Source organism: Corynebacterium sp. CNJ-954 (genome assembly GCF_001942345.1).
In the GTDB taxonomy this organism is placed as follows: domain Bacteria; phylum Actinomycetota; class Actinomycetes; order Mycobacteriales; family Mycobacteriaceae; genus Corynebacterium.
Genome location: NZ_MKKI01000040.1, coordinates 1 through 1,034, shown reverse-complemented (window position 1 = coordinate 1,034; position 1,034 = coordinate 1). Strand labels below are relative to the sequence as shown.

General features: G+C 50.1%; 1 protein-coding gene. It reads right to left on the bottom strand.

Features of this window, described 5'->3' with window-relative positions; translation table 11 throughout:
• The coding region (locus tag BJF89_RS20055; RefSeq protein ID WP_222843839.1) for a hypothetical protein at nucleotides 1–253 on the bottom strand (253 nt) is incomplete at its 3' end.
• Nucleotides 254–1,034: the final 781 nt, after the last annotated feature.

Genomic DNA, 1,034 nt, shown 5'->3' with positions numbered 1-1,034 from the left:
GGTGTTTTTTTTTTTTTCCCCCCGGCGTTTTTTTTTTTTTTTTAACTTTTTTTTTTTTTTTTCCCCCCCCCCCCCCCCCAAAAAAAAAAAAAAAAACCTTTTTTTTTTTTTTCCCCCCCCCCCCCCCCCAATTTTTTTTTTTTTTTTCCCCCCCCCCCCCCCCTTTTTTTTTTTTTTTTCTTTTTTTTTTTTTTTGGCGGGGGGGGGGGGGGGGGAAAAAAAAAAAAAAAAAAGGGGGGGGGGGGGGGGGCAAAAAAAAAAAAAAATTTTTTTTTTTTTTTTGGTTTTTTTTTTTTTTTTGGGGGAAAAAAAAAAAAAAAAGCCCCCCCCCCCCCCCCGGAAAAAAAAAAAAAAAAACCCCCCCCCCCCCCCCCTTTTTTTTTTTTTTTTTGGGGGGGGGGGGGGGGGAAAAAAAAAAAAAAAAGGGCCCCCCCCCCCCCCCCGAAAAAAAAAAAAAAAAGGGGGGGGGGGGGGGGAAAAAAAAAAAAAAAAGGGGGGGGGGGGGGGGCCCCCCCCCCCCCCCCCAAAAAAAAAAAAAAAAATTTTTTTTTTTTTTTTTGGGGGGGGGGGGGGGGGAAAAAAAAAAAAAAAAACCCCCCCCCCCCCCCCCGGGGGGGGGGGGGGGGGCCCCCCCCCCCCCCCCCTTTTTTTTTTTTTTTTTAAAAAAAAAAAAAAAAAGGGGGGGGGGGGGGGTGGGGGGGGGGGGGGGGTTTTTTTTTTTTTTTTCCCCCCCCCCCCCCCCGGGGGGGGGGGGGGGAAAAAAAAAAAAAAAAGGGGGGGGGGGGGGGTTTTTTTTTTTTTTTAAAAAAAAAAAAAAACCCCCCCCCCCCCCCTTTTTTTTTTTTTTTCCCCCCCCCCCCCCCCGGGGGGGGGGGGGGCGGGGGGGGGGGGGGGGAAAAAAAAAAAAAAACGAAAAAAAAAAAAAAAAGCCCCCCCCCCCCCCCTGGGGGGGGGGGGGGGCCCCCCCCCCCCCCCTTTTTTTTTTTTTTTCCCCCCCCCCCCCCCAAAAAAAAAAAAAAACCCCCCCCCCCCCC